Genomic DNA, 18,483 nt, shown 5'->3' with positions numbered 1-18,483 from the left:
GCGGCCTCAGTCGTGACGGTGGGGACGGTAGGCATGGCCATGGCCACCATGGTGATGGCCATGATCGTGGTCATGATGATGCCCGTGATCATGATCGCCATCGGTGCCGATGCCGCGCACATGGTGGTGATGGCCGGCCTGCACCGCGCCCACCGAGGCCTCGTAGCCCACCACCTGTTCGCGGTACTTGCACAAGCTGCAGTTCATGGCCGGCGAGCCGTCGAGGATCTCGCCCACCCGTTCGACGAAGCTGTCGACCACCAGGGGATGGTCGTTGAGATAGGGCGCCTTGAGGAACTCGACGCCGGGATGGGCGCTCGCGGCCTGATCGGTCCACTCGTAAATGCGCTTGACCAGGATGCCGGTGAACAGGAAGTACGGGAAGACGACGACCCGCTTGTAGCCCAGCCGGGTCACCCGCTCCAGCGCCTGATCCACCAGGGGATAGGCGACGCCGGAAAAGGCGATCTCGGCCCAGCCGAAGCCCATGCCTTCCCACAGCATGCGCGCCACCTTGGCGATGTTGGAATTGGCGTCGGGGTCGTTGGTGCCGCGTCCCACCACCAGCAAAAGGGTGTCCTTGCGGTCGATTCCGGCGGCGGAGGCTGCCTCGGCCTCCTCGATGCGGGCCTTTGCCGCAGCCAGCAGCTTGATGTCGATGGCCAGTTCGCGCCCGAAGGTGACGGGCAGGCCGGGATTCTCGGCGGCGAAGGAGTTGATCTCCCACGGCAGGTCGTTCTTGACGTGGCCGGCGGCGAACAGCATGCCCGGCACCGCCAGGATGCGGCCGACGCCCTTGGCCTTCAACGCGTCGAGACCGGTGCGGATGATGGGGGTGGCGAATTCCAGGAAACCCGAATCCACCTCGTATTGGGGCAGGCGGTGGGCCAGATGACCCGCCAATGCCTGGAATTCCCGGATGGCATCCACGTCGCGGCTGCCGTGGCCGCACAACATCACACCGATCTTCTCGCTCATCTCGCCCTGGTCCTTGCCTTCGAGCCGCCCGGCTGGTCAATGCCTCCGGCCGGTTTGAACGCGGACTATAGGCGGGAGGGCGCAAACGTTTCCAGCCAAATCATCCCCGTTGACGAGAGCCGCCCCGCCCGACCATCTTGGCCCGATGTTTCCGCTGTTCACCCAATCGGCCCACGCCCCCGACGGCCTGATGCTGCTGTTCATGGCCATCGCCGTCGATGCGGCGCTGGGTGAGATGGGGCCGTTGTTCCGCCTGTTGCCCCATCCGGTGGTGCTGATCGGCCGGGTCATCGGCGGGCTCGACCGCCGGCTCAACCGGCCGGAGCGCAGCGAATCCGACCGCCGCCGCCGGGGCGTGCTGGTGGCGCTGGGTCTTTCCCTGGGCGCGCTGGGGACAGGCGCGGTGATCAGTTTCCTGGCCCGGACGCTGCCCCATGCATGGCTGTTCGAGGTGTTCGTCGCCGCCACCCTGATCGCCCAGCGCTCGCTGTTCGAGCATGTTCACGACGTGGCGGTGGCGCTGAAGGAGAACGGGCTGGAGGCCGGGCGCTACGCCGTGTCGCGCATCGTCGGCCGCGACCCGCAAAGCCTCGATTCCCACGGCGTGGTCCGTGCCGCCATCGAAAGCCTGGCCGAGAATTTCGCCGACGGGGTGGTGGCGCCGGTGTTCTGGTACGCGGTGCTGGGCCTGCCCGGTCTGCTGCTCTACAAGACCGTCAACACCGCCGATTCCATGATCGGCCACCTGAACGACAAGTACCGCGCCTTCGGCATGGCCTCGGCGCGGCTCGACGACCTGCTGAACCTGATCCCCGCCCGTCTGGCCGGCTTGCTGCTGGTGCTCGCCGCCCCCTTCGTGCCTGAGGGCCGGCCGTGGGGCGCCCTGGTCACCATGCTGCGCGACGCCCGCCACCACCGCTCGCCCAATTCCGGCTGGCCCGAGGCGGCGGCGGCCGGCGCCCTGGACCTGGCGCTGGGCGGCCCGCGCAAGTATCCCGGGCTGGTGGTGGACGAGAAGTGGATCGGATCGGGCCGGGCGCGGGCAGAAGCCCCGGACATCCAGCGGGCACTTCACCTTTATACCGTCGCCTGCCTGATGCAGGCGGGGCTGGTGATCTTCCTGCTATGGTTGCAGGCCTGAGAGCCGGCGCAACGCCCCCACATCCAGGTGCCGCTCCAGATGATCGGCCAAACGGTCGAGCACCGCGTCCACCATGGGCTCGTATTCCAGCCCGCTCTCCCACTCCAGCAGGCCGGCGCGGAAGGCGTCCGACGAGAACAGGCCGTGCAGGTAGCAGCCCATGATCCGCCCATCCGCCGACACCGCGCCGTCGGGCCGCCCCTCCAGGGTCAGGAAGGGCCTCGCCGCGTCGGGGCCGTCCGTGCGGCCCATGTGCATCTCGTAGCCTTCGACCGCGTTCCCGGCGGCATCGGCGCCGGCGGCGCGGCGCAGCACCTTGTCGCCGGCCATGACGGTGTCCACCGCCAGCAGGCCGAGACCGGCGGCCACGCCCCCCGCCGGGCCTTCGACCCCCAGGGGGTCGGCGACGGTCCGGCCCAGCATCTGATAGCCGGCGCAGATGCCCAGCACGCGGCCGCCCCGCCGCGCATGGGCGGCGATATCGATGTCCCAGCCCTGGGCACGCAGGAAGGCGAGGTCGGCGATGGTGGATTTCGAGCCGGGCAGGACGATCAGGTCGGCGTCCAGCGGCAGCGGGCGGCCCGGCTCCACCATGTGGAGACTGACCCCCGGCTCGGCGGCCAGGGGATCGAAATCGTCGAAATTGGCGATGCGCGCCAGACGCGGCACGGCGACCTTCATCGCCCCGCCGCCCGCCCGTCCCTTGCCCAGCGAGGCGGAATCCTCGGCCGGCAGCCGGGCGGCGTCGGCAAACCACGGCACGATGCCGAGGCACTCCAGGCCGGTCCGGTCGCGGATGATGTCGAGCGCCGGGGTGAACAGGGCGGGATCGCCGCGGAAGCGGTTGATGATGTAGCCCCCGAGCCGCGCCCGCTCCGGCGCCGGCAGGATGGCCCAGGTGCCGACGATGCTGGCGATCACGCCCCCCCGGTCGATGTCGGCCACCAGCACGACGGCCAGATCGGCGGCCTCGGCGAAGCCCATGTTGGCGATGTCGGCAGCGCGCAGATTGACCTCGGCGGCGCTGCCGGCGCCTTCCACCACCATCAGGTCGGCTTGCGCCGCGAGGCGGCCATAGCTTTCCAGCACGCGGGGCAGCAGTGTGGGCTTCAGCGCGTGGTAATCGCGCGCCGTGGCGCTGGCGATGACGCGTCCCTGCACCACCACCTGGGCGCCGGTCTCGCTTTGCGGCTTGAGCAGCACCGGGTTCATGTCCGAGCGGGGCTCGACCCCGGCGGCGCGGGCCTGCAGCGCCTGGGCGCGGCCGATCTCGCCGCCATCCGCCGTCACGGCGGCGTTGTTGGACATGTTCTGCGGCTTGAACGGGCGGACGGAAAGGCCCCGGCGGGCGAACAGCCGGCACAGGCCGGCGGCCACCAGCGACTTGCCCACGTCCGAGCCGGTGCCTTGCAGCATGAGGGCGGGTGTTCTTTTCATGGAGCGGATCGTCGCAGACCGCGCGCATGGGGGCAAGGCGCGAGCAAGGGTTGTCTCAGCCGGCGCGAACACGATATGAGGGGGCGATGGGTAAAGCGTTTCTCCTCCACCTCGACGGACGCTCGCTGCCGATCGCCGTCAAGCGGTCGGGCCGGGCCCGCAACATGAGCCTTCGCCTCGACCCCACCGGCGGGTCGGTGGTGGTGGTGCTGCCCGACGGCGTGCCCGAACACGAGGCCGAGCGCTTCGCGCGGCGCCAGAGCGCCTGGATCGAGAGCCGGCTGGCCGTGCTGCCCGGCCACATCCCCTTCGCCCATGGCGGCGAGGTGCCGCTGCTGGGCGTGGCCCATTCGATCCGCCACCAGCCCCAGGCGCGCCGCGGCGTATGGGCCGAGGACGGCGTCATCCACGTCTCGGGCCGGGCCGAGCACCTGTCGCGCCGGGTCGAGGAATTCCTGAGGGACGAGGCCCGCATGGTGATGGCCCATCATTCCCGCGAACTGGCCGCCCGGCTGGGCCGCAAGGTGGGCCGCGTCTCGGTGCGCGACACCACGTCGCGCTGGGGCAGCTGCACCGCGCGGGGCGACCTGTCGTTTTCCTGGCGGCTGGTGCTGGCCCCCGGCTTCGTCGGGCGCTACGTCGCCGCCCACGAGGTCGCCCACCTGGCCGAGATGAATCACGGACCCGATTTCTGGGCGCTGGTCGAGGGACTGGCCGGCGATTGCGCCGCGCCGCGCGCCTGGCTGAAGCGTTTTGGTCCGCAACTGCACCGATACGGGGGACCCGTTGAGTAATGTAACGCCGTCGCGGCGCATCGCGGTACTGCTGACCCTTCTGGTGGCCTTCGGCCCGGTCTGCACCGACCTCTACCTTGCCTCGCTGCCCGACATGGCCCGCGACCTCGCCACCACCACCACCATGGTGCAGCTGACGCTCTCGGCCTTCGTCGGCGGCTTCGCGGTGGCGCAGCTGGTCTACGGCCCGCTGTCCGACCGCTTCGGACGCCGTCCGATGATCCTGGGCGGCATCGTCCTCTATGTGGCGGCCAGCCTGTATTGCGTCGTCGCGCCGAGCATCGAGGCACTGATCGCCGGACGCTTCGTCCAGGCCCTGGGCGCCTGCTGCGGCCCGGTGCTGGGCCGCGCCGTGGTGCGCGACCTGTTCGCCAGCGAGCAGGCCGCCAAGGTGATGAGCTACATGGCCAGCGCCATGGCCCTCGGCCCGTTGGTGGCGCCCACCGTCGGCGGCTGGTTCCACACCTGGTTCGGCTGGCGCTCCAATTTCGTGCTGCTGGCCCTGTTCGGCATCGTCCTGATGGTCCTGGTCTGGCGCATGCTGGGCGAGACCAACCGTCACAAGGACCCCCGGGCCCTCGATCCCGGCCGCATGCTCGGGAACTTCCGCGAGCTGCTGACCCACCGCCTGTTCCTCGGCTACGTGCTGACCATGACGGCGGCGTTCGGCGGGCTGTTCAGCTTCATCTCCGCCTCGTCCTTCGTGCTGATCGACGTCATGGGGATGGAGCCGCGCTTCTTCGGCCTGGCCTTCGCCCTGGCCTCGGCGGGCTATCTGATCGGCGGTTTCGCCGGGGCCAGGCTCACCCACCGCTTCGGCGTCGATCGCATGGTGTTCGCCGGCACCATCGGCTGCACGGCGACCGGCTTCGCCCTGGCCGCCGTGGTGTGGTCGGGGCTGGCCAAGCCGGGCGGCATGGACGGGGTGGCCATGATCATGGGGCTGGTGATGGCCTATTTCATCGCCTGCGCCCTGGTGCTGCCCAACGCCACCGCCGGGGCCATCGCCCCCTTCCCGCGGGCGGCGGGCGCCGCCTCGTCGGCCATGGGCTTCATCCAGATGGCCGGCGGCGCCGTGGCCGGCTGGCTGGTGGGCCATTTCCACGACGGCTCGGCGCGGCCGCTGGCCGCCATGATGGCGGTCATGGGGCTGGCGGCGCTGCTGGTCTATCTCAAGGTGGTGCGGCCGGCAGCCAGACGGTGAAGGTCGAGCCCTCGCCCGGACGGCTGTCGATGGCCAGCCAGCCGCGATGGCGGTTGACGATGTGCTTGACGATGGCCAGCCCCAGGCCGGTGCCGCCCATCTTGCGCGACCGCGCCGTGTCCACCCGGTAGAAGCGTTCGGTCAGGCGGGGCAGGTGCTCCGGCGCGATGCCCTCGCCGTGATCCCGGACCGCCACCCGGACCGCCGGCCCGGCCCGCAGCGCCGCGCCCGCCCCGGCGGGCAGGCCCTCGGCCAGGGTGACGGAAATCTCCACCGCCGTGCCGTCGCTGCCGTATTTGACGGCGTTGTCCATCAGGTTCTGGAACAGCTGGGCCAGCTGGTCGGGCTGGCCCGCCACCTCGGGCAGGCCGGCGGCGACGTCCAGCGCCAGTTCCATGCCGCGCCGGCTGGCCAGGGGTTTCAGCGCCTCGGCGGCGCTGGTCACCAGCCGGGCCAGGTCCACCGCCTCGCCGGGCGGCGAATGCTCGTCCAGCTCGATGCGCGACAGGGACAGCAGGTCGGCGACCAGCCGGCTCATGCGGCCCGACTGCTCGGCCATGATCCCTAAGAACTTTTCCCGCGCCTCCTCGTCGTCCCTGGCCGGACCCTGCAGGGTCTCGATGAAGCCGGACAGCGCCGCCAGGGGGGTGCGCAGTTCGTGGCTGGCATTGGCGACGAAATCGGCCCGCATGCGCTCCATGCGGCGGATGGCGGTCAGCTCGTGCAGGGTGAGCAGGGCGATGGCCGCCTCGAAGGCCGGCTGGCCGTCCAGGCGGTCGATGCGCGCCGTGAAGGTGCGCTCCACCGGAATGGCCTGGGTGAACTCGCATTCGCGGGAGGCGGAGGCCCCCGACAGCACCGCCTGCACCGCCTCGGTGACCAGGGGGTCGCGCAGCACGGCGGCCAGATCGCCGCCCGCCGGGTCGCGGCCGAACAGCCGGGTGGCGGCGCGGTTGGCCCGCACCACCTTGCGCCCCGCATCCAGCAGCAGCAGCGGATCGGGCAGGTTCTCCAGCAGGCTGGCGTTCCAGCGGGCGGTCTCGGCCAGTTCGGCGGAACGCTGCTGCCACAGGCGGCGAAGCGCCGCCACGGCGGCGGCGATCTCGGCCAGGGCCATGCCCTCCTTGCCCGGCGCGGCGGCGATGTCGCCGCCATGGGCCAAGGTGCGCACCCAGTTGGCCAGCCCCGCCAGCTCACCCAGATGCGAGCGCACCAGCGGCAGCAGCAGCGAGGTCACCACCATCCAGGTGCCGAGCGCCGGCCAGACGTCCAGCCGCCCGGCTCCGGCCAGCACCACCAGCATGATGGCGGTGGGACTGGACAGGAACAGGGCGATCAGCAGGACGCGGGCGGAGGTGACGGGTCCCCTGATCACGCCCGCCCCGGATCAGCGCAGCGCGTCATGGCAGGCCAGCACCGCCATGTTGACGATGTCGTTGGCGGTGGCGTCCATGGAGGTGATCTGCACCGGCTTGGCGAGGCCCACCAGGATGGGTCCGATGACGCTGACGCCACCCAGCTTCTGCAGCAGCTTGGACGCGATGGTCGCCGAATAGAGGCCGGGCATCACCAGGACGTTGGCCGGCTCCTTCAGGCGGCAGAACGGGAAGTGGCTGAGCAGTTCCGGGTCCAGCGCCACGTCGGCGGCCATCTCGCCGTCATAGTCGAAATCCACCTTGCGGGCGTCGAGCAGGCTGACCGCTTCGCGCATGCGGTCGGACCGCTCGCTGCTGGGATTGCCGAAATTGGAATAGCTGATCATGGCGACGCGGGGCTCGTGCCCCATCTGGCGGGCCTTGCCCGCCGTCTGCACCGCGATGTCGGCCAGTTGCTGCGGGGTGGGCGTTTCCATCACCGTGGTGTCGGCGACGAAGACCAGCTTGCCCTTGACCACGAACACCGTCATGCCGAACAGCAATTCGCCCGGCGTCGGGTCGATGACCTTCTTGATCTCCTCGAAGGCCTGCCAGTAATTGCGGGTGAGGCCGGTCACCATGGCGTCGGCGTCGCCGGCCTGGACCATCAGCGAGCCGAAGATGTTGCGCTCCTGGTTGACCTGGCGCTGGACGTCGCGGTACAGCGCGCCGCGCCGCTGCAGGCGCCGGTACAAGATGTCGGTGTAATCCCTGGTGCGGGGCGAGATCCGCGAATTGATGATCTCCAGGGATTCGGCCGCCGGCAGGCCGATATTCTTCATGGTCTCGCGGATGCGCTCCTCACGCCCCAGCAAGATGGGATGGCCCAGGCCGGCGTTGGAGAAGGCGACGGCGGCGCGGATCTGCTTCTCCTCCTCGCCCTCGGCGAACACCACCCGCTTGGGATTGGCCTTGACCGCCTCGGTGATGGCCTGCATGCCGGCGCTGGCCGGGTCGAGACGGGCGGCCAGTTCGCGCTTGTAGGCGTTCATGTCGATGATCGGCTTCCTGGCCACCCCGGAATCCATAGCCGCCTTGGCCACGGCGGGCGGAATCGAGGAGATCAGGCGCGGGTCGAACGGCACCGGGATGATGTAGTCGGGGCCGTAGCGCAGCCGCCGCCCGGAATAGGCGGCGTCCACCTCGTCGGGCACGTCTTCCCGGGCCAGGGCGGCGATGGCCCTGGCGGCGGCGATCTTCATGGCCTCGTTGATGGTGCTGGCCCGTACGTCCAGCGCGCCGCGGAAGATGTAGGGAAAGCCCAGCACGTTATTGATCTGGTTGGGATAGTCCGAGCGCCCGGTGGCGACGATGGCGTCGGAGCGTACCACCTTGACCTCTTCCGGAGTGATCTCGGGATCGGGATTGGCCATGGCGAAGATGATCGGCCGGGGCGCCATGGAGGCCACCATCTCCGGCGTCACCGCGCCCTTGGCCGACAGGCCCATGAACACGTCGGCGCCGTCCAGCGCCTCGGCCAGGGTGCGGGCCGCCGTCGGCACGGCATGGGCCGACTTCCACTGGTTCATGCCCTCGGTGCGGCCCTGGTAGATGACGCCCTTGGTGTCGCACAGGATGACGTTCTCGTGGCGGATACCCATGGCCTTGGCCAGCTCGATGCAGGCGATGCCCGCCGCGCCGGCGCCGTTGACCACGATCTTGACCTGGGAGATGTCGCGCCCGGTGAGGTCGAGCGCGTTGATCAGACCGGCCGCCGAGATGATCGCCGTGCCGTGCTGGTCGTCATGGAACACCGGAATGGGCATCAGCTCGCGCAGGCGCTGCTCGATGATGAAGCATTCCGGCGCCTTGATGTCTTCCAGATTGATGCCGCCGAAGCTGGGGCCGAGATAGCGCACGGCTCCGATGAATTCCTCCACGTCGCGGGTATCGACCTCGAGGTCGATGGAATCCACGTCGGCGAAGCGCTTGAACAGCACCGCCTTGCCCTCCATCACCGGCTTGCTGGCCAGCGCCCCCAGGTCGCCCAGGCCCAGCACGGCGGTGCCGTTGGAGATCACCGCCACCAGATTGCCCTTGGCGGTGTAGTCGTAGGCCAGCGCCGGATCGCGGGCGATGTGCAGGCAGGGAAAGGCGACGCCCGGCGAATAGGCCAGCGACAGGTCGCGCTGGGTGGCCAGCGGCTTGGTGGGAACCACCTCGATCTTGCCCGGACGGCCCGAGGCATGCATCAGGAGAGTGTCGCGCTCCAGGGCGTCGGTGCCCTTGATATCGGCGTCGCGCGACGCCTCGGAGTGAAAGTTGCTGGCCATGTCAGTCCGGTACCCCTGCGGTTGTCTTTAGTGGCGGGCGCCCATGGCGCGCTCGAAGATATGGATGTTGGCGCCGCCGGCATCGGCCAGCAGGGCGCGGACCCGGGTCTCCTCCTCGGGCGTGTCGGTGCTGACCCACAGGATCACGCTGCCCGCCGCCAGGGCGCGGACGAAACCGTCGGAATCGGGAATGGCGGCGACCTCGTCCAGCACTTCCTTGATGGCCACCCCGCCGACACCGGCCGCCACCAGCCCGGCGATCACCGCGCCCACCGGACCGGCGGCCAGGGCGATCAGCCCGGCGGCCACCAGCGGGCCTTCGTATTTCAGCTCGCCCATCATGGCCACCAGCCCGTCGCGCCACTTGCGCGCCTTGGCCCCTTCCGGCCCTTCCGCCGCGTCCAGGGAATCGTGGGAGGTGAGAACCGACAGCTTGTCGCGGCCGAATCCCTCGGCCAGCAGGGCGGATACCGCGGCCTCGAAATGGGCGCGGTCGGCAAAGGTCCCCACCACTTCGCGGAGGGCACCGGATTGGGGTTTAAGGACGGCGGTCATGGGATTCTCCTGGTGTCGGCCTTGGGGAACCATTGTGCGCCGAAAGCGGGAGTCTGCAAAGAGGGCGGGGCGCAGAAGGACTTGAAAATCCCGGCCGCTTCGGCATAGCTGTGGCAACGATCGCCTCAGGGCCGCGAAGGAATGCCGATGCCCGTCATTTCCATGTTTTACGGCATCATCGTCCGGATGTTCTATTTCGACACGGACCAACATCAGTTGCCCCATATCCATGTGGAATATGGGGAACACAAGGCGGTGTTGTCCCTTGCCGAGGGAGAGATTCTCGGCCGGAGGCTTTCCCGCCGCCAAGCTTCGCCTCGTCCAGGCATGGATCGAAATCCACCGCGAGGAATTGCGGGCCGACTGGGACCTGGCGGTCCAAGGGGAAGCCGTATTCCGTATCGAACCGCTGCGTTGAGGCCGAAGACCATGCATCCCGATGTCATCACCGTGGACGTTCTCGAAGGGTATGCCCTGCTTCTGACCTTTGCCAACGGCGAGAAGCGGATCTTCTCGGTCGAGCCCTATCTTGACCGCGGCATCTTCCGCGAATTACGCGATCCCGCCTATTTCCGGTCGGTCCGGGCGATTTCCGGCTTCGTTTCCTGGCCGCACGAGCAGGATTTCAGTCCCGACACCCTGTACCTCAAGAGCGTTCCTGCCACTTTGCCCAAGGCCCTTCCGTGACCGCCGACCTGCCCGCCATTCCCCCCATTTCCGATCTTGGCGACGCCACCCCCATGATGGCCCAGTACCTGGCCATCAAGCGGGCCCATCCCGATTGCCTGCTGTTCTACCGCATGGGCGATTTCTACGAGCTGTTCTTCGACGACGCGGTCAAGGCGTCCGCCGCGCTGGACATCGCGCTGACCAAGCGGGGCAAGCATGCCGGCGAGGACATCGCCATGTGCGGCGTGCCGGTCCGCGCCTACGAGGCCTATCTCGCCAAACTGGTGCGCTCGGGCTTCAAGGTGGCCATCGGCGAGCAGATGGAAGACCCGGCCGAGGCCAAGAAGCGCGGCTCCAAATCGGTGGTGGCCCGGGACGTGGTCCGCGTCATCACGGCGGGCACCCTCACCGAGGACACCCTGCTCGACGCGCGGTCCCATAATTACCTGGCGGCGGTGGCCGAGGCGCAAGGAACGCTGGGCCTCGCCTGGGTCGACGTGTCGACCGGCGATTTCGCCATGCAGGCCATCGCGCCGAAGACCCTGGCCGCCGCCCTGGCCCGCCTGTCGCCCGGCGAGTTGCTGGTCCCCGACCGCCTGCTGGGCAATGCCGACTTCACCGACGTGTGGGCCGAGTGGAAGAGCGTGCTGTCGCCGCTGCCCACCGCCCGCTTCGATTCCGAGAACTCCCGGCGGCGGCTGGAGGCCCTTTACGGCGTCGGCGCCCTGGACGGCTTCGGCGCCTTCACCCGGTCCGAGCTGGCGGCTGGCGGCGCCCTGGTCGATTACGTCGAGCTGACCCAGAAGGGCAAGCTGCCCCGCCTGTCTTCCCCGAAGCGCCTGGCCGAGGGCGCGGTGATGGAGATCGACGCGGCCACAAGGCGCAACCTGGAACTGGCCGAAACCCTGTCGGGCGAGCGCCGGGGCTCGCTGCTCGCCACCATCGACCGCACCGTGACGGGAGCGGGGGCGCGGCTGCTGGCCGCCCAGCTGGCGGCGCCGCTGACCGATCCCCCGGCCATCGAATGGCGCCTCGACATGGTGGGCTTCTTCGTCGAGCACGAGGGGGTGCGCGCCCAATTGCGCGAGACGCTGAAGCGCTGCCCCGACGTGGAGCGCGCCCTGTCGCGGCTGTCGCTCGGGCGCGGCGGCCCCCGCGACCTCGCCAATGTCCGGGACGCCCTGGCCGAGATTCCCGCCTTGCGCATGCTGGTCACCCAGCCGCAGCTGGACACGCCGCCCGGCATCAATCAATGCGCCCGCGACCTGGGCGAGCATTCCGCCCTGGTGGACCGGCTGACCCGCGCCCTTTCTCCCGACCTGCCGCTCAACGCGCGGGACGGCGGCTTCATCGCGCCGGGCTACCACGAGGGACTGGACGAGCTGAAATCCTTGAAGACCGAGAGCAAGGGCGCGCTGATGCGCCTTCAGGTCCGCTATGCCGAGGAAACCGGCGTCGCGGCGCTCAAGATCAGCCACAACAACATCATCGGCTATCACATCGAGGTCTCATCCAAGCAGGCCGACAAGCTGGGCGAGGGCTATATCCACCGCCAGACCATGGCGACCACCGCCCGCTACACCACCACCGAACTGATCGAGCTGGCCGGCCGGATCACCGGCGCCGCCGACCGCGCCCTGGCGCTGGAGATGGAGCTGCTGGCCGAGCTGATCGGCGAGGTGACGGCCAGCGCGCCGGGGATCGCCCTGGCGGCGTCCGCCCTGGCCGGCCTCGACTGTGCCGCGGCCCTGGGCGAGATGGCGTCGACGGCGCGCTGGTCGCGGCCCAGGATCGACGGCGGCACCGCCTTCGACATCAAGGGCGGCCGCCATCCGGTGGTGGAGGCGGCGCTGGAGGCCGCCCAATCGGGACCCTTCGTCGCCAACGACTGCGATCTGGCCGATACCCAGCGGCTGTGGCTGGTCACCGGTCCCAACATGGCGGGCAAGAGCACCTTCCTGCGCCAGAACGCGGTGATCGCCATCCTGGCCCAGATGGGCTCGTTTGTACCGGCCGAGTCGGTTCACATGGGCGTGGTCGACCGCCTGTTCTCGCGCGTCGGCGCCGCCGACGACCTGGCGCGCGGCCGTTCCACCTTCATGGTCGAGATGGTGGAAACCGCCGCCATCCTCAATCAGGCCGGGCCGCGCGCCCTGGTGATCCTCGACGAGATCGGGCGCGGCACCGCCACCTTCGACGGGTTGTCCATCGCCTGGGCGGTGGTCGAGCACCTGCACGAGGTCAATTGCTGCCGCGCTTTGTTCGCCACCCATTACCACGAGCTGACCCGGCTGACCTCGCGGCTGTCGGCCTTGTCCTGCCATATGATGCGGGTCAAGGAATGGCAGGGCGACGTGGTCTTCCTGCACGAGGTGGGGGCCGGCGCCGCCGACCGCTCCTACGGCATCCACGTGGCGCGCCTGGCCGGCCTGCCGCCGGCCGTGCTGACCCGCGCCGAGGAGGTGCTGGGCACCCTGGAGAAGTCGGATCAGGCTTCGGGGATAGCGCGCCTCGCCGACGACCTGCCGCTGTTCGCGGCGCTGGCCCGGCCCAGGCCCGCCCCGGCCGCCCTGCCGCAATCGTCACCGGTGGAAGAGGCCCTGAAGGCGGTCAATCCCGATGACCTGACGGCGCGCCAGGCGCTGGACCTGCTCTACGAGATGAAGCGGCTGCTGTAGGGGCGCCCGCGCTCCGAATGGGGATGGAGCGCGGGCGTCCCGCCCGCGCTGTTACGTCCGCAGGCCCGCCTGCCGCAGCGAGCGGTCGATCCATGCCTTGCTGAGCTTCTCCCAGACCGAGTTCTGGCCCAGGCGTTCGGCCAGACTGACGAAGTCGACCTTGTCCAGGGGCTGGTCCTGGTCGAAGCAGGTGAACACCACTTTCTCCTCGCCGGTGACCGGGTCCTTGTGCTTTTGCAGGCACTGGGCGCAGACCTCCTTCAGCATGCATTGCATGGGCGAGTTGATGGAGCCGATGCCCTGATGCTCGCGCTTGAGGAAGGGGGCGAGGCGGTCGTGGCGGGCCTTGGCCACCGCCGCCATCATGCGGTCCGAGCCGATGGCGATGATGCGGTCCACGTCGGTGATGGGGATGGCCTGCCCGCCCAGCCTTCCCTCGCCATAGGCCACCATGGCCTCGACGATGTTGCCGACGAAGGCGCGGTCCTGGGGCCGGTCGGGGGCGAAGGACTCGCCGCCGTCCACGCACCACACCACCACATCGGCGGCGGCCTCGATATCGGGCACCTTGAAGCGGTCGCGGGCGTTCTTGTAGCCGGCGAAATACAGCACCTTGGAGCCGGCGCTTCGGAAGGCGGCGCCGATGGAGAACAGCACGGCGTTGCCCAGGCCGCCGCCGGCCAGCAGCACGGTTTCCGAGCCGCAGACATGGGTGGGGGCGCCGGTCGGCCCCATCAGCACCACCGGCTCGCCGGGGGTGAGATGGGCGCACAGGTCGGAAGAGCCGCCCATCTCGAGGACGATCAGCCCGACCAGCCCCTTCTCGGTGTCCACCCAGGCGCCGGTGAGCGCCAGGCCCTCCATGGCCAGCGAGGTGTCGCCCACCTTGCGGGCCAGCATCTCGAAGTTCTGCAGGCGGAAGAACTGGCCGGGGCGGAAGGCCCGGGCCGCCGCCGGAGCCCTGACCACCACCTCGATGATGGTCGGCGTCAGGCGGTTGACCGCATGGACCTGGGCGCGCAGCCGGTCGTTGAGAGTGGCGAACAGCCGGGAGGCCGGCACAGGATTGGCCGCACGCCGTTCCATGGTCCGGGTCACCACCGGGTGGCCCTGCTTGGCCGAGGCCATGGCAGACACCACGTTGCCGGCATAGGAGGGATGCAGGTCGCCGAAAAAGCTGACGGTACGGTCGTGGCCGTCGATGTGCATCAGCACATGGACGGCGCCGGGCTTGGTGCGGCGATCGGGGGAGACAAGCCGCCCCTCCTCGTCCACCGCCTGGAAGTACTTGCCGTCCAGGTGGATGCCCTTGGCCTCGCGCGCCGGGGTAGTGTTGGGCACCGTGCCCGCCGCCACCAGCACGGCGCGGGCCGGCAGGCGGTGGGGCTGGCCGTCGCGGTCCTTGAGCTGGATGCCGTTGGCCGAACCGAAATCGTCGGTTTCCACCGCCACGGGGGTCATGTTCTCGAGGAAGCGGATGCCCTCCTCCAGCGCCTTGGAGATTTCCTCGTGGTTGCGGTAGGCCGGGCTGTCGGTCAGGCTGCGGCGATAGGCCACGGTGGCCCCGCCCCACGACTGCAGCAATTCCAGGATGCGCGGCGCACGGCCCTCCGTTGCGGCGGCGCGGCGCTCGGCGCGGATGGAATCGGCATGGGCGATGAACTCGTCGGCGATCTCGTGATCCTCTTCCGACCAGTGGCTGCGCACCGCGTGTTCACCCCGCTCGGCCACCAGCTGCTCGTGGCGGGACAGGAACTTCTCCACCTGGATGGGGTAATAGGCCAGGGCCTCGGTGCAGGTGTCGATGGCGGTAAGCCCGCCGCCGATCACCACCACCGGCAGGCGCAGTTGCAGGCTGGCCAGGGTGCCGGGCCGGGCGGCGCCGGTCAGTTGCAGCGCCATCAGGAAGTCCGAGGCCTGCCGCACGCCGCGGGCCAGGCCTCCCGGCATGTCGAGGATGGTCGGCTTGCCCGCCCCCGTGGCCAGGGCCACATGGTCGAAGCCCATCTCGAACGCCTCGTCGAGCGTCAGGTTGCCGCCGAAGCGCACGCCACCGAACAGGGCGAATTCGCTGCGGCGCTCCAGCAGCAGGCGGATGACGTCGAGGAAGTTCTTGTCCCAGCGCACGGTGATGCCGTACTCGGCGACGCCGCCGAAGCCGCCCATGACCCGCTCGCCCAGGGGCTGCCACAGGGCGCGGATGTCGCGGACGGGACGGAACGGCACCCGCTTGCCATAGGGGTCGACGCCCGACAGGTCGGCGGCCAGCGGCTCGATCTTCAAGCCGTCCACCGCCACCACGGCGTGGCCGTCCTGCATCAGGTGATGGGACAGCGTGTAGCCGGCCGGCCCCATGCCCACCACCAGCACCTTGCGCCCCGAATCGGGTTTGGGCAGCGGGCGGCGGATATTGGCGGGATTCCAGCGGGTCAGCAGGGAATAGATCTCGAAGCCCCAGGGCAGTTCCAGCACGTCCTTCAGCGTGCGGGTCTCGGCCTCGGGCACGTTGACCGGGTCGCGGTTCTGGTTCTGGTAGATGCAGGCGGTCATGCAATCGTTGCAGATACGGTGTCCGGTACCCGCCGCCATGGGGTTGTCCACGACGATGATGGCCAGGGCGGCCAGGGCATGGCCGGCGGCCTTGGCCTCGTGCATCTCGGAGATCTTCTCCTCGAGCGGGCAGCCCTCCATGACGACGCCCAGGGCATTTTTCTGGGTCTCGCCGGTCTTCCTGTCCTTCATGCCCTTGGAACAGGAATCGCGGCCCTGGTGGTGGCAGAGGATGCAGTAGTTGATCTCGTCCAGCGCCCCGGCCAGATCGGTGCCGGCATCGGTCAGGTTGAAGCCCTCGCGGCGGCGCAGGCGGGAGGATTCGAATTCCAGGACCGGCACGCCGCACAGTTCGCCCCGCACCGCCGGCACCTCGTGCAGGGGGTCGTGCTTGGCCGGCACCTTGAACAGGATGCCTTCGGGGTGATAGGCGCTTTCGTTGGCGGCCACCTTGGCGGCGGCCAGACGGGCGGCCAGGGCCAGTGCCCCGGCATGGGCGGCCGGGTCGTCCATCCAGGCCAGGACCCGTTTGGCGAAGCCGGTTTCCGAGAACGGCTCGCCCACCTTGAGCGCGTATTCCATCTCCAGCGCGTGGGCGTCCAGGGTGGCGGCCTCGTCGGGCTTGACCTCCTTCAGGGCGCGGCGCTGCACGAACAGGCGCTTGGCCTGATAGAGCGGCGCCAGGGCATCCTGGCGGGCCGAGAGGTCGGCCAGGGCGGCGCGGATGGCGAACAGTTCGGCCAGGAAATCGTCCAGATGGGGGGCCAACTCGACCAGCAGCGCCGCCTCGTCCTTGGGCGCCAGCGCCGCCGGTTCGGCCCGGGCGGCCTTCAGCCGGGCGGCCAGGGCGGCATCGGCGGCGGCAAGCGCGCCCAGGAAGGCGGCGTCAACCCGCTCCAGGCCGGAGCGCTGGTACAGGTCGTTGAAGGAAAGGCCATGCCCAAGGGCCGGATGCGTCATGTCCACACTCATGGTTTGAAAAGCCTCAGGATCAGCGGAAACCCCCACCCGTCAACCTGATATGGCATTGTGTAGAATTATTCACAACGACAAAATTTTTGTGGAGAATGCGTGTAACACCTCGTTAACGCCGTCGGCGCTACCTTTATACATGGGGACTGGGTTGCAGGACGGACAGGATGGACCATCCCGTGGAAAAACCGGCGACCGCTGAGGACCAGGAGGCCCTGTTCCAGGCCATCATCCTGAAGATGCCCGGCGTGGCCGACCCGGCCAGGTTGGAGCAGTTGACCATGCTCGCCCTCGACCTGATGCTGCGCCGCCCCTACGACAAGGATCTGCGCGACGCGCTCCGGCGCCGGGTCGCCGAAGTCATCGCCGGGGTCAAGCCTGGCCACACCCCCGAGGTCCACCGCAACGAGATGCGCTTCGCGGCGCGCGGCTGCGTCGAGGTGCTGCGCGCCGCCAAGGAGCAGCGCCTGCCGCGCTCGGTCACCGACAACTGGGCCCAGAGCAAGGACGGCAAATTCCACCCCCGCCACCACGCCTCGGAGGAGGAAGGCAGCCGCGGCCCGCTGATCGCCGGGGCGGCGCTGCTGGTCCTCACCCTGGTCGTCGGCGGCTACATCTTCTGGAGCCGCTCGCAGGAGCCGGTCGAGAACACCGGCTCGGAAACCGACCGCTTCGTCGCCCAGATGGTCGAATCCAGCCAGGGCAACGCCCCGCCGTCCCATATCTTCGGCGGCGCCATTCGCGTCACCTCCATGAACGGCGTGCCGGTGGTGATCGCCGAGCGCGTCCCGCCGCGCATCTGTTCGGCCTCGGGCATGAAGCTGGTCAAGAAGGGATTGCTCAGCGTCAACGGCGTCACCCCGTCGCGCGTCTCCTCGGCCATCATCACCGAATTATGCAACAAGGAGGGCGGCGGCGATGCCACGCTCATGTGGGCGCCCAAACAGTAGGGCGGCTCTCCTCGTCCTGCTGCTTTCCTTGTCATGGACCGTCGCCGCCATGGCCGGAACCGCCCTGTCCGGCCATGCCGAGCAGGGCGGGCTGATGATCGGCCGCACTGAAGCCGGGGCCAAGGTCAGCCTGGACGGCCGCTCCGTGCCGGTGGACGGCCAGGGACGCTTCCTGCTGGGCTTCGTCCGCGATTCCGCCCCCACCGCCGAATTGCGGGTGACCCTTCCCGACGGAGCCGAGGAAAGCCGCGCCCTGGCGGTGTCGCGCCGCGACTGGCCGGTGCAGCGCATCGAGGGACTGCCGCGCGACAAGACCGAGCCCGACGCCGCCTCGCTGGCCCGGCTGAAGGCGGAAACCGAGATGGTCCGCGCCATCCGCGGCCGCGTCACCCTGGACTCCGCCGTTCTCGACGGCAACGGAGTACTGCGGCCCGCCCAGGGAACGGTGTCGGGCGTGTTCGGCAGCCAGCGGGTCTATAACGGCATCGGCGGCGCCCCCCATTCCGGCCTGGACATCGCCGCCCCCACCGGCGCGCCGGTGGCCGCCACCGCCGACGGCACCGTGGTGCTGGCGGCGCCCGACCTGTTCCTTACCGGGCGTACCGTGATGATCGATCACGGGCTGGGGCTGATCTCCAGCTATGCCCATCTGTCGCGCATCGACGTGGCCGCCGGGGCGAAGGTGCGCAAGGGCGACCCGGTCGGCGCCATCGGCGCCACCGGACTGGCCACCGGCGCCCACCTGCACTGGGGCATGTCCTGGCTGGACGTCCGCCTCGACCCCGAGGCGGTGGAGAACACCCTATGCGGAATATACGTAGGTATAATAAATGGAATAAGGAGGTAGATTTATTACTCCTTGGTATG

General features: G+C 69.3%; 14 protein-coding genes and 1 pseudogene. 9 read left to right on the top strand and 6 right to left on the bottom strand.

Going from position 1 to position 18,483, the window contains the following annotated elements:
- Window positions 1–6: 6 nt before the first annotated feature.
- Entirely contained in the window at window positions 7–978 is a 972-nt protein-coding gene (locus tag H261_RS02315) for a sirohydrochlorin chelatase (RefSeq protein ID WP_008613878.1), read from the bottom strand.
- Between the two features lie 145 nt (window positions 979–1,123).
- Between H261_RS02315 and cbiB the strand changes: the two genes are divergently transcribed.
- Window positions 1,124–2,119 carry an adenosylcobinamide-phosphate synthase CbiB gene (gene cbiB, locus H261_RS02310; protein WP_008613876.1) on the top strand — a complete coding sequence of 332 codons (996 nt, stop codon included), beginning with the start codon at window positions 1,124–1,126 and terminating at the stop codon, window positions 2,117–2,119.
- Here cbiB and H261_RS02305 read toward each other — a convergent pair.
- Window positions 2,102–3,556 carry a cobyric acid synthase gene (locus H261_RS02305; RefSeq protein ID WP_040475595.1) on the bottom strand — a complete coding sequence of 485 codons (1,455 nt, stop codon included), beginning with the start codon at window positions 3,554–3,556 and terminating at the stop codon, window positions 2,102–2,104. The two genes, cbiB and H261_RS02305, sit on opposite strands and share 18 nt — an antisense overlap.
- A gap of 86 nt (window positions 3,557–3,642) precedes the next feature.
- On the opposite strand from H261_RS02305, the gene H261_RS02300 reads away from it, so the two are divergent.
- Together H261_RS02300 and H261_RS02295 are read left to right on the top strand one after the other, a co-directional pair.
- Window positions 3,643–4,350 (top strand): M48 family metallopeptidase, encoded by a 708-nt coding sequence (locus tag H261_RS02300; protein ID WP_008613872.1) that lies wholly within the window; start codon window positions 3,643–3,645, stop codon window positions 4,348–4,350.
- A complete protein-coding gene (locus H261_RS02295) occupies window positions 4,343–5,554 on the top strand; it encodes a multidrug effflux MFS transporter (RefSeq protein ID WP_081608834.1) in 1,212 nt (403 codons plus the stop codon). Before H261_RS02300 ends, H261_RS02295 begins: the two co-directional genes overlap by 8 nt.
- Here the strand turns inward: H261_RS02295 and H261_RS02290 are convergent.
- Genes H261_RS02290 through H261_RS02280 form a run of 3 tightly spaced genes read right to left on the bottom strand, consistent with a single transcriptional unit; the run spans window position 5,523 to window position 9,797 of the window.
- Window positions 5,523–6,929 (bottom strand): sensor histidine kinase, encoded by a 1,407-nt coding sequence (locus H261_RS02290; protein WP_008613867.1) that lies wholly within the window; start codon window positions 6,927–6,929, stop codon window positions 5,523–5,525. The genes H261_RS02295 and H261_RS02290 overlap by 32 nt on opposite strands.
- A gap of 12 nt (window positions 6,930–6,941) precedes the next feature.
- Complete coding sequence (locus H261_RS02285; RefSeq protein WP_008613865.1) at window positions 6,942–9,242, bottom strand: NADP-dependent malic enzyme; 2,301 nt, start codon at window positions 9,240–9,242, stop codon at window positions 6,942–6,944.
- Between the two features lie 27 nt (window positions 9,243–9,269).
- Entirely contained in the window at window positions 9,270–9,797 is a 528-nt protein-coding gene (locus tag H261_RS02280; protein ID WP_008613863.1) for a hypothetical protein, read from the bottom strand.
- A 141-nt stretch (window positions 9,798–9,938) separates the two neighbouring features.
- Between H261_RS02280 and H261_RS26695 the strand changes: the two are divergent.
- The 4 genes and pseudogenes from H261_RS26695 to mutS all read left to right on the top strand — a co-directional run.
- A pseudogene (locus H261_RS26695) lies at window positions 9,939–10,049 on the top strand (DUF4160 domain-containing protein); the annotation flags it as partial.
- A complete protein-coding gene (locus H261_RS26690) occupies window positions 10,027–10,215 on the top strand; it encodes a DUF4160 domain-containing protein (RefSeq protein WP_407636085.1) in 189 nt (62 codons plus the stop codon). The pseudogene H261_RS26695 and the gene H261_RS26690, both read left to right, overlap by 23 nt.
- Complete coding sequence (locus H261_RS25915) at window positions 10,125–10,484, top strand: DUF2442 domain-containing protein (protein WP_407636084.1); 360 nt, start codon at window positions 10,125–10,127, stop codon at window positions 10,482–10,484. The genes H261_RS26690 and H261_RS25915 overlap by 91 nt, the downstream gene beginning before the upstream one ends.
- A gap of 53 nt (window positions 10,485–10,537) precedes the next feature.
- Window positions 10,538–13,144, top strand: coding sequence for a DNA mismatch repair protein MutS (gene mutS, locus H261_RS02265; protein WP_085988753.1), 2,607 nt, complete (start codon window positions 10,538–10,540; stop codon window positions 13,142–13,144).
- A gap of 51 nt (window positions 13,145–13,195) precedes the next feature.
- Here the strand turns inward: mutS and H261_RS02260 are convergent, their stop codons facing one another.
- Window positions 13,196–16,654 (bottom strand): FAD-dependent oxidoreductase, encoded by a 3,459-nt coding sequence (locus H261_RS02260; RefSeq protein ID WP_008613851.1) that lies wholly within the window; start codon window positions 16,652–16,654, stop codon window positions 13,196–13,198.
- Between the two features lie 179 nt (window positions 16,655–16,833).
- On the opposite strand from H261_RS02260, the gene H261_RS02255 reads away from it, so the two are divergent.
- Complete coding sequence (locus H261_RS02255; RefSeq protein WP_008613849.1) at window positions 16,834–17,616, top strand: hypothetical protein; 783 nt, start codon at window positions 16,834–16,836, stop codon at window positions 17,614–17,616.
- A 28-nt stretch (window positions 17,617–17,644) separates the two neighbouring features.
- Window positions 17,645–18,463, top strand: coding sequence for a M23 family metallopeptidase (locus tag H261_RS02250; protein ID WP_235062848.1), 819 nt, complete (start codon window positions 17,645–17,647; stop codon window positions 18,461–18,463).
- Window positions 18,464–18,483: the final 20 nt, after the last annotated feature.

Origin of the sequence: Paramagnetospirillum caucaseum (assembly GCF_000342045.1) — a bacterium.
In the GTDB taxonomy this organism is placed as follows: Bacteria; Pseudomonadota; Alphaproteobacteria; order Rhodospirillales; family Magnetospirillaceae; genus Phaeospirillum; species Phaeospirillum caucaseum.
The sequence above is the reverse complement of the archived record's forward strand: the minus strand, read 5'-3'. Positions and strand labels throughout refer to the sequence as shown.

What these genes read in the sequence shown, in the direction of transcription:
- H261_RS02300 (WP_008613872.1), top strand. Translation starts at nt 3,643, where the DNA reads ATGGGTAAAGCGTTTCTCCTCCACCTCGACGGACGCTCGCTGCCGATC.
- H261_RS25915 (WP_407636084.1), top strand. Translation starts at nt 10,125, where the DNA reads ATGGATCGAAATCCACCGCGAGGAATTGCGGGCCGACTGGGACCTGGC.
- H261_RS02315 (WP_008613878.1), bottom strand. Translation starts at nt 978, where the DNA reads ATGAGCGAGAAGATCGGTGTGATGTTGTGCGGCCACGGCAGCCGCGAC.
- cbiB (WP_008613876.1), top strand. Translation starts at nt 1,124, where the DNA reads ATGTTTCCGCTGTTCACCCAATCGGCCCACGCCCCCGACGGCCTGATG.
- H261_RS02255 (WP_008613849.1), top strand. Translation starts at nt 16,834, where the DNA reads ATGGACCATCCCGTGGAAAAACCGGCGACCGCTGAGGACCAGGAGGCC.
- H261_RS26690 (WP_407636085.1), top strand. Translation starts at nt 10,027, where the DNA reads ATGTGGAATATGGGGAACACAAGGCGGTGTTGTCCCTTGCCGAGGGAG.
- mutS (WP_085988753.1), top strand. Translation starts at nt 10,538, where the DNA reads ATGATGGCCCAGTACCTGGCCATCAAGCGGGCCCATCCCGATTGCCTG.
- H261_RS02260 (WP_008613851.1), bottom strand. Translation starts at nt 16,654, where the DNA reads ATGACGCATCCGGCCCTTGGGCATGGCCTTTCCTTCAACGACCTGTAC.
- H261_RS02305 (WP_040475595.1), bottom strand. Translation starts at nt 3,556, where the DNA reads ATGAAAAGAACACCCGCCCTCATGCTGCAAGGCACCGGCTCGGACGTG.
- H261_RS02280 (WP_008613863.1), bottom strand. Translation starts at nt 9,797, where the DNA reads ATGACCGCCGTCCTTAAACCCCAATCCGGTGCCCTCCGCGAAGTGGTG.
- H261_RS02285 (WP_008613865.1), bottom strand. Translation starts at nt 9,242, where the DNA reads ATGGCCAGCAACTTTCACTCCGAGGCGTCGCGCGACGCCGATATCAAG.